This is a genomic window from Streptomyces solincola (assembly GCF_002982015.1).
Classification (GTDB): Bacteria; Actinomycetota; Actinomycetes; order Streptomycetales; family Streptomycetaceae; genus Streptomyces; species Streptomyces solincola.
Genome location: NZ_PVLV01000361.1, coordinates 1 through 8,900 on the forward strand (window position 1 = coordinate 1; position 8,900 = coordinate 8,900).

General features: G+C 70.2%; 10 protein-coding genes and 1 pseudogene. 8 read left to right on the plus strand and 3 right to left on the minus strand.

The window, feature by feature from the left end; genetic code table 11:
* Positions 1–33 precede the first annotated feature (33 nt).
* From C6N75_RS31125 to C6N75_RS21610, 5 genes are all read left to right on the plus strand, one after another.
* Positions 34–3,447 (plus strand): CARDB domain-containing protein, encoded by a 3,414-nt coding sequence (locus C6N75_RS31125; RefSeq protein ID WP_219852897.1) that lies wholly within the window; start codon positions 34–36, stop codon positions 3,445–3,447.
* A 204-nt stretch (positions 3,448–3,651) separates the two neighbouring features.
* The gene (locus C6N75_RS21590) at positions 3,652–3,858 is read left to right on the plus strand and encodes a hypothetical protein (protein ID WP_105870566.1); all 207 of its coding nucleotides are present in this window, start codon (positions 3,652–3,654) and stop codon (positions 3,856–3,858) included.
* Complete coding sequence (locus C6N75_RS21595; RefSeq protein ID WP_105870557.1) at positions 3,842–4,363, plus strand: DUF6879 family protein; 522 nt, start codon at positions 3,842–3,844, stop codon at positions 4,361–4,363. The genes C6N75_RS21590 and C6N75_RS21595 overlap by 17 nt, the downstream gene beginning before the upstream one ends.
* Positions 4,353–5,201, plus strand: a complete 849-nt coding sequence (locus C6N75_RS21600; protein WP_105870558.1) for a helix-turn-helix domain-containing protein — start codon at positions 4,353–4,355, stop codon at positions 5,199–5,201. Before C6N75_RS21595 ends, C6N75_RS21600 begins: the two co-directional genes overlap by 11 nt.
* Positions 5,202–5,623: 422 nt before the next feature.
* On the plus strand, positions 5,624–5,809 hold the full coding sequence (locus C6N75_RS21610) for a hypothetical protein (protein WP_258177532.1): 186 nt from the start codon (positions 5,624–5,626) through the stop codon (positions 5,807–5,809).
* A gap of 78 nt (positions 5,810–5,887) precedes the next feature.
* Here C6N75_RS21610 and C6N75_RS21615 read toward each other — a convergent pair whose 3' ends face one another.
* Both C6N75_RS21615 and C6N75_RS21620 read right to left on the minus strand, forming a co-directional pair.
* A complete protein-coding gene (locus C6N75_RS21615) occupies positions 5,888–6,082 on the minus strand; it encodes a hypothetical protein (RefSeq protein WP_105870560.1) in 195 nt (64 codons plus the stop codon).
* A 5-nt stretch (positions 6,083–6,087) separates the two neighbouring features.
* Positions 6,088–6,513: an ATP-binding protein gene (locus C6N75_RS21620; protein ID WP_105870561.1), complete on the minus strand. Its 426-nt coding sequence runs from the start codon at positions 6,511–6,513 to the stop codon at positions 6,088–6,090.
* Between the two features lie 175 nt (positions 6,514–6,688).
* On the opposite strand from C6N75_RS21620, the gene C6N75_RS21625 reads away from it, so the two are divergent.
* The 3 genes from C6N75_RS21625 (at position 6,689) to C6N75_RS21635 (ending at position 8,760) form a co-directional block, all read left to right on the plus strand.
* The gene (locus C6N75_RS21625; RefSeq protein WP_105870562.1) at positions 6,689–7,864 is read left to right on the plus strand and encodes a helix-turn-helix domain-containing protein; all 1,176 of its coding nucleotides are present in this window, start codon (positions 6,689–6,691) and stop codon (positions 7,862–7,864) included.
* A 53-nt stretch (positions 7,865–7,917) separates the two neighbouring features.
* Entirely contained in the window at positions 7,918–8,427 is a 510-nt protein-coding gene (locus C6N75_RS21630) for a DUF6879 family protein (RefSeq protein ID WP_105870563.1), read from the plus strand.
* Between the two features lie 114 nt (positions 8,428–8,541).
* Positions 8,542–8,760: a hypothetical protein gene (locus tag C6N75_RS21635; RefSeq protein WP_105870564.1), complete on the plus strand. Its 219-nt coding sequence runs from the start codon at positions 8,542–8,544 to the stop codon at positions 8,758–8,760.
* Here C6N75_RS21635 and C6N75_RS31720 read toward each other — a convergent pair.
* Positions 8,745–8,900, minus strand: a pseudogene (locus C6N75_RS31720) (serine/threonine-protein phosphatase); the annotation flags it as partial. The gene C6N75_RS21635 and the pseudogene C6N75_RS31720 overlap by 16 nt on opposite strands.

Below are 8,900 nucleotides of genomic sequence, written 5' to 3' on the forward strand. Positions count from 1 at the left end.
CCTCCCCTCCCCTCCCCTTCGCAGAGGATCCCCATGAGTTGGAGACCCCTAGGCCGGCGTCCGCTGGCCGGAGTCGTCATAGCCGGACTCGCCACCACCGGTCTGGTGCCCCTGACCTTCGCCTCATCCGCCCAGGCGGCCACCGCCTCGGTGCGGGCCGCCGCCGCCGAGGCGAACCTCGCGCTCGGCCGGCCGGCCACCGCGGGCGCCGCCCACGGCGCGTACCCGGCCGGCAACGCCACCGACGGCGCGCAGGCGTCGTACTGGGAGGGCCCGGTCGGCTCGTTCCCGCAGTGGGTGCAGGTGGACCTGGGCACCGCCCGGTCGGTGAGGCGGGCGGTGCTGAAGCTGCCCGCCAACTGGGAGACCCGGACCCAGACGCTGTCCCTCCAGGGCAGCACCGACGGCTCCACCTTCCGTACCCTCGCCGCCTCCGCCGCCCGGGTGTTCGACCCGGCCCGCGCCAACGCCGTCGCTCTCGACCTGGCCTCGCCGGCCGAGGTGCGCTACGTCCGGGTGCAGGTCACCGGCAACACCGGCTGGAACGCGGCGCAGCTCTCCGAGCTGGAGGTGTGGGGCGAGGACGGGGACGGCGGCACCGACCCCGGCACTCCCCCGCCCGCCGGGACCAACCTGGCCCGCAACAAGCCGGTCGAGGCGACGTCCACCACCCAGACCTATGTGGCGGCCAACGCCACCGACGACTCCACCTCCACCTACTGGGAGGCCGCCGGCCAGCCGGCCGACCTCACCGTGAAGCTGGGCGCGGACGCCGACGTCACCGGGGTCGTGGTCAAGCTCAACCCGGCCGCCGAATGGGGCGCGCGCCGCCAGACCGTCGAGGTGCTGGGCCGGACGGCCGCCGGCAGCGCGTTCACCACCCTCAAGGCCCGCACCGAGTACGCCTTCTCCCCCGCCTCCGGCAACACCGTCACCATCCCGGTCAGCGGCCGCTTCGCCGACGTGCGGCTTCGCTTCACCTCCAACACCGGCGCGCCCGGCGGGCAGGTGGCGGAATTCCAGGTGGTCGGCGCCGCCGCGCCCGCGCCGGATCTCACCGTCACCACACTGGCGTGGACGCCTTCCGCCCCCTCCGAGCGCGACGCGGTCACCGTCAACGCCACCGTCCGCAACGCCGGCACCGCCCGATCGGCGGCGACCACGGCGGACGTCAGCGTGGAGGGCACGGTCGCCGGCACGGCGAACGTCCCGGCCCTGGACCCCGGCGCCTCGGCCACCGTGCCCGTCGCCACCGGCACCCGCCCGGCCGGCAGCTACGCCGTCTCCGCGGTCGTCGACCCCCGCAACACCGTCCCCGAGCTGGACGACACCAACAACAGCCGTACCGCCGCCGACCGCCTGGTGATCGCCCAGGCCCCCGGCCCGGACCTCGAAGTCGCCTCCGTCACCACCAACCCGGCGAACCCGGCCGCCGGCGCACCGGTCTCCTTCACCGTCGCCGTCCGCAACCGCGGCACCTCGGCCGCACCGGCCGGCTCCGTCACCCGTCTCCAGGCGGGCAGCACGGTCCTCAACGGCTCCACCGGCCAGATCGCCGCCGGGGCCACCGCGAGCGTGGCGATCTCCGGCACCTGGACCGCGACCAGCGGCGGCGCGACGCTGACCGCCACCGCCGACGCCACCGACACGGTCGCCGAGACGAACGAGAACAACAACATCCTGACCCGCTCGATCGTCGTCGGCCGCGGCGCCGCCGTCCCGTACACCTCCTACGAGGCGGAGGACGGCCGCACCAACGGCACCCTGCTGACCGCCGACGCCAAGCGGACCTTCGGCCACACCAACTTCGCCACCGAATCCTCCGGCCGCAAGTCGGTCCGCCTCAACTCCACCGGTCAGTACGTGGAGTTCACCTCCACCAACCCCGCCAACTCCCTGGTCGTCCGCAACTCCATCCCGGACGCGGCGGGCGGCGGCGGCGCCGAGGCCACCATCAGCCTCTATGCCGACGGCGCCTTCGTCCGCAAGCTGACCCTCTCCTCCAAGCACAGCTGGCTGTACGGCACCACCGACGACCCGGAGGGCCTGACCAACCGCCCCGGCGGTGACGCCCGCCGCCTCTTCGACGAATCCAACGCCCTCCTCTCCCAGACCTACCCGGCCGGCACCACGTTCCGCCTCCAGCGCGACGCCGGCGACAGCGCCGCCTTCTACATCCTCGACTCCGTCGACCTGGAGCAGGTGGCGCCCCCGGCCGCCAAGCCGGCCTCCTGCGTCTCCATCACCGAGTACGGCGCGGTGCCCAACGACGGCCTGGACGACACCGACGCCCTCCAGCGGGCGGTCACCGCCGACCAGAACGGCCAGATCCCCTGCGTGTGGATCCCGGCCGGGCAGTGGCGCCAGGAGCAGAAGATCCTCACCGACGACCCGCTGAACCGGGGCCAGTTCAACCAGGTGGGCATCCGGGACGTCACCATCCGCGGCGCGGGCATGTGGCACTCCCAGCTCTACACCCTGACCCCGCCGCACCAGGCGGGCGGCATCAACCACCCGCACGAGGGCAACTTCGGCTTCGACATCGACCACAACACGCAGATCTCCGACATCGCCATCTTCGGCTCGGGCACCATCCGCGGCGGCGACGGCAACCACGAGGGCGGCGTCGGCCTCAACGGCCGCTTCGGCAAGGGCACGAAGATCACCAACGTCTGGATCGAGCACGCCAACGTGGGCGTCTGGGCGGGTCGCGACTACTCCAACATCCCCGAGCTGTGGGGCCCCGGCGACGGCCTCGAATTCAGCGGCGTCCGCGTCCGCAACACCTACGCCGACGGCATCAACTTCGCCAACGGCACCCGCAACTCCACCGTCTACAACTCGTCCTTCCGCAACACCGGCGACGACGCGCTGGCCGTCTGGGCGAGCAAGTACGTCAAGGACACCTCGGTGGACGTCGGCTCGAACAACGCCTTCCGCAACAACACCATCCAGCTCCCCTGGCGCGCCAACGGCATCGCCGTCTACGGCGGCTTCGGGAACAAAATCGAGAACAACGTCATCGCCGACACCATGAACTACCCCGGCATCATGCTGGCCACCGACCACGACCCGCTGCCCTTCTCCGGCCAGACCCTGATCGCCGGCAACGCCCTGCACCGCACGGGCGGCGCCTTCTGGAACGAGGACCAGGAGTTCGGCGCGATCACCCTCTTCGCCCAGGGCCAGGACATCCCCGGCGTCACCATCCGCGACACCGAGATCCTGGACTCCACCTACGACGGCATCCAGTTCAAGACCGGCGGCGGCAGCATGCCGAACGTCAAGGTCGAGAACGTCCGCATCGACAAGTCCAACAACGGCTCCGGCATCCTCGCCATGAGCGGCGCCCGCGGCAGCGCGACCCTGTCCAACGTGACGATCACCAACTCGGCGGACGGTGACGTCCGCACCGAGCCCGGGTCCCAGTTCGTCATCAACCGCTGACCCGCTCGACCTCCGGTCCTGTTCGAACCCGCCGCCCCGTCCGGCCCCTTTCCCCAGGTGGCCGGGCGGGGCGGCGGGCTTGTGCGGGGTCGCCCTCTTTATGCGACAACGCCAATATTGGCCTTGTCGCATGGACGACGGTCGGGCGATCTCCGTACGGTGGCGCTGACGCCCCAACGGGGGCGCAAGACAGGGGGTTTCACCATGGCTCGTGAGGAACTGACACGGCTCACGGGGACCAACACAGGGCAGTGCAAGAAGAACGACTGCCCGAACGTCTACCGGACCAAGTCCGGGTCCTTCATCGTGCAGGGCAACGTGTCTCGGGCCTTCGCCGCCCCGGAGGGAGAAGGGCTGGTGGAGATCCCGGAGGAGACCCTGAAGGAGGCTGTTCGTGCTCTTGGATGGTGACGAGTGGGCGGCTCGGTTCGAGACGTTCCGGCGAGAGGCGTGGCGGCTTGAGACCCTGCCGGCCTACCGCGTCCCGGAGGAGGCTGACGAGATCGCCGAGTTCCTGGCCGGTGCACGCATCGACGCAGAGACGTACTCGGACGAATACACCGACGATCTCAAACGAGTGCGGCGTGAGGGGAAGAGCAAGGGGCGCGTGCACATCGTGACTCGCCCCCTCTCGGATTACCTCCGCTATGAGTTCATGTACTACCGGCCGCATGCCAGAGCCGGTGAGGACATTCGCATCCTGGACGTCACGGATCGCTCCAATCCGCTCGCGGGGGTTCAGGACTTCTGGATGTTCGATCACTCCGAGGTCGTCCTCATGAACTACGAACCGGACGGCACGCAGATCAACCGCGAGGTATTCGAGGGAGACGTCACGCGCTTCCACGAGTACCAACGCATCGCACTGGCCGAGTCCGTCCCCTTCGAGGAGTACGTGAACGGCATTGACCTTTGATCCGGAGTCGCTAGGCAGGACACGTTCAGACCTGGCGGCAGCCCTGAGCAGCGAGCGCAGGCGAGCTGGCCTCACGCAGACCACGCTCGCCAAGCGCTGCAACATGTCGCAGACGAAAATCAGCAACATCGAGGGCGGAAAGATCACACCGACGATCGTCGACGTCGAATTGATCCTGGAAACTCTTGGCGCGCATGACCCCGTAGCGACGGAGATACTGGCCCTCGTTCGCTCTGCCCACACCGAGTGGCAGGACACCTGGGCTTCCCAACGACGGGGCCTGGACAAGAAGCAGGACGAGCTGGCCCGCTTAGAGGCCGTGACCACGGAGTTCCGCTTCTTCCTGCCCACGATGATCACAGGTCTGCTCGCCACGCCCGACTACGTGCGCGCCAGCCTCGATCGCAGCACCGGCGACATCGCCAAGGTCGTCGCCAGAAAGCTGGAGCGTCAGCGCACTCTCATGGACTCTTCAAAGTCCTTCACGTTTCTCCTGACGGAGCAGGCAGTTCGCTGGCCTCTGGTGCCGCCCCTTGCCATGGCTGTTCAACTCGGCCGTCTGGCCTCCCTTTGCCGAATCCCTCATATCCGGCTCGGGGTTATACCGCTCGAACAGGTCGGCCCGGTGGTCGAGACACCGCTCAGTGTCTTCACGGTCTACGACCGGCGGCTTGTTCAGGTCGAGACGCACACCGGCGCGCTGATTCTGCGGGACTACAAGGACGTCAGTGCGTACCGAGAAGACTTCGAGCGGTATGAGGCCCACGCGGTGTGGGGCGACGAGTGCCGGGGGCTTCTCGAAGGATGGGCGGAGCGGTTTACCCGACAACGCCAATAAGTGCGGGACGCCGTCCGTCACGCGGTGACACTGGTTGCTCACTCGGAACGACATCGGGGAGGCAACGGACGTGGACGGCGAGTGGGAGTACGTGACATATGCGCCGCGGGGCGAGAAGTGCACCGCCTGTCGGTGCGAGGTCCAGCCGCTCGACCCGGTCCGCCGGAGCACCGTCAAGCGGGAGCCGGACGGCCCGGTGGCCGTGTACCGGCACGCCGGCGAGTGCCCTCCCCTGACGCAGACGGCCACGGCGTGACGCCGAGTCGTCAGTAGATGCCCGCCCCGGCGAGAGAAACCCTGGACAGGTCGAGCGCCGGGGCGGGTGGCCGACGCAGGAGTCACCTCCTGCGCATCGCAGGCCGTACTCCCGACGGTACGGGGGTGTGGCCTCCTGGAGAAGAGGAGGCTCAAGGATGAGCCGGATGCTCGACACGTACGAGACGAGGGTGCCCGACGCGGAGGGCTGGCGCGGGTTTCCGTTCCGCCATCCCGCCGACATGGGCGTGCCCGCCTTCGCGGCGGACGGCGGCCGGCACGACGGCGGCCCGATGCCCCCGGAGGCCCCGCGCGACCCCGCCCCGGCCCCGAAGGACGGAGGCGGCGAGTAGGGAGGCAGCCCCTTAGGGCTGCCGAAGCGGTCCCGCTGGTGTGTCCGGCGGGACCGTTCCCTGTCGTCGTCCGCGTACCTACTGGGTGTCGAGAGCGGCGGCGTACTGCCAGACCATGTGGTCCAATTCGGCGACGCACTGCTCGCAGCCGTACATCGGGGCCTGGATGCCGGAGGAGCTGACCGCACCGAGCCAGACGACGGGGACGCCGGTTCGGCGGCAGTACAGCCAGCACATGCCGGGCACCCAGGGGCGGGTGGAGACCGGCGACACGGGCGTCACACCACCCGGCCGCGGACGGCCAGTTCGGCCCAGACCGTCTTCCCGCAGTGCCGGTGCTCGGTGTGCCAGCGGTCGGCCAGGGCGGCGACCAGGAGGAGGCCGCGGCCGCCGGTGTCGTCGTCGGAGGGCACGCGCGCGACCGGCACGGCGGACGAGCGGTCGGTGACGGCGATACGCACCCGGGCGGGGCCGACCCTGGTGACGCTGGCCGTGAGCGCCGTACCGCCGCCGTGCTGTACGGCGTTGCCGACCAGCTCGGAGACGATGAGCGTCCCGTTCTCCGCGAGGCAGGTCAGGCTCCAGGTGGCGAAGGCCGCCCTGACCAGGCGGCGGGCCCGCGCTGCGGATTCGGGTAAGCAGGGGAGCGTCTGGCTGTAGCCGGGGGAGCCCACGGCATGGGGCTTGGGCGGTGTGGTGGTCATGCGTCCTCCGCGTGGTCGACGACTACCGGCTCGTTGCCTTGCGTAGTCAGTCAACGACCCGCTGTCCGGACGAAGGTGCACAAGAAGTGCACAACACCGTGTCAGGGGTAGGCGACCGCTGACACTATGGAGAGCACGAAGAGCACGGGAGCCCGAACTCGGAAAGTCAGTGCCCATGAGCGCAGAGAACGCCACACCAGGTCCCGGAGCAAACGTCAAGGTCGAGCGGATCAAGCGGGGTTGGCAACAGGATCAGTTGGCGGCACGGGCCGGTCTGTCGAAGTCCATGCTCGGCAAGATCGAACGCGGTGAGCGGCCGCTGACACAGAGCACGGCTGCGGCGCTGGCGTACGCCCTCGGCATCTCTCTCGACGCCCTGCTCGGCCAGGCGCCCCCGCCGAAGGGCGGTGAGGACTCGTTGCGCGATCTGCGTACGGTCATGCGGAGGTTCGACATGGCGGGCGGCGATGAGGCCGCCCGGGCACCACACTTGGAAGCGGACCTGGCCGAGCTTTTCCGGTTGCGGGGCGACGCGGATCTGGCGGCCGTGACGCGACGGCTTCCGGTGCTGCTGAGGCGGGTGCAGGACCGGGCGCATGCGACGGGCCTGCCGGCCGACTGGGCCAGGGTCGCCGACGTGTACAGCGCGGTCTACTGGCTGGCCGCCCGGCATCGCTGGATGACCATGGCCGAGCTTGCCGTGGTGCGGCAGCACCAGGCCGCCGAGCGGGCGAGCGGCCTCGCCCGGGCGGTGGCGGCCCGGGACGAGGCCGGGACGTTCCTCAACGGCGGGGACTTCGTCGGCGGGCTCGCCGTCGTCGACCGGGGCGTCGTCGAGGCGGAGTCCGCGATGAAGGGACGCGACCGGCACGTGGCACTGGGGCTGCTGCACCTGCGGGGGCTCACCCTCGCCGGGCGGACCGGTGACAAGGAGGCGGCGGCGCGGCACGAGCGGGAGGCCAGGAAGGCGGCGTCCCATCTCGACGCCGACGTGGACGTGCAGGGCATCCACTTCGGGCCGGAGAACACTCTCGTCCACTTGGTCGCCACCTGGGCCGACCTGAAGGAGCACGGCGAGGCGCTGGAAGTGGGCGAGCGCTATCTCCGGGACGGACCGTCCCTCCCGGCCACGCGCATCGGACCGCTGCACATGAACCTCGCCCGGGCGCGACTCGCGTTGCGCGACCGGGAAGGTGCCGTGGACGAGTTGGCCGCAGCCTGGAAGGCGGCGCCGCAGATGGCGCGGGTCCATCCGACGAGCCAGGAGCTGAGCCGGGTCCTCGTCTCCCTGCACAGGAGGAGCAACCCCAAGATCACCGCGCTTGCGCGACGGGCGGGAATTCCGCTGTGATCCCGCCGAGCCCATGAGCCATCCGCCGTCGAGAGGGAGTGGACGTGCCCGGAATGCTGACCGGTGAGGACTTCGGCCGGCTCTTCGAGACCTTCGAACGGGCGGCGTTCCGGCTGGAGACGCTGGCCGAGTACGACGTCGAGGAGGAGCGGGAGGAGATCGCCCGGTTCCTCGCGGGCGAGGACATGGGGCCCGAGTGGGACGACAACCCGTGGGTGCGCTCGATGACCGACAAGGGCAAGAGCGTGTCGCGGGTGCATGTGCTGCGCTCTCCGCTGAGCGACTACCTGCGGTACGAACTGGCCGCGTATCCGGGCAACATCGCGGCCGGCGAGTCGATCGGGATCATCGACCGGTCGGAGCAGTCGGCTGACGGTCTGCCCGACCACGACTTCTGGCTGTTCGACGACCGGGGCGTCTATCGGATGCACTACACGCCGGAGGGTGCTTTCGTCGGCGGTGAACTCCTGCCGGAGGAACGGCTGGCGGAGTACCAGGCGTACCGCGATCTGGCGCTCGCGCGGGCGGTGCCGTTCGGTGTCTACCGGGAGCGGCGCCGCTGAGGTCACCGCTCCCCCGACGCCCCGTCCGGCCCCTTCCCGGTGGCCGGGCGGGCGGGGCGGTGTTGCGATGGCGGAGGCATGTATTCGCGTTCGTCGCGCATCCGAGGAGCTCACATGATCGTCAAGGCGCTGCACGAGACCGGGCTGAAGTCCGAGCACTGCTACATGGCCGGTCTGGCGTCCATCGCCGCGTCCTACATCGCCTGGGGTGTGTCCCAGCAGGCCGAGGAGGCGGGCGTGGACCGCGCCGATCGCTGGGGCATCTTCGTGGGGCACTGGGCCCCGACCTTCTTCGGTCTGGGCCTGGCGCTGGCCAACTACGAGAAGCGCTGACGCGCGCGGTCCGGCTCGGGCTTGCCCAGCCGGAGGGCGAGGGCGGCGATGTCGTCGTCCAGGCGGCCTCTGCTGTAGCGGAGGAGGTCGCGGTGGAGGGCGGTGAGCAGGTCGCGGGGCGGGGTCGGGGGCTGGCGGCG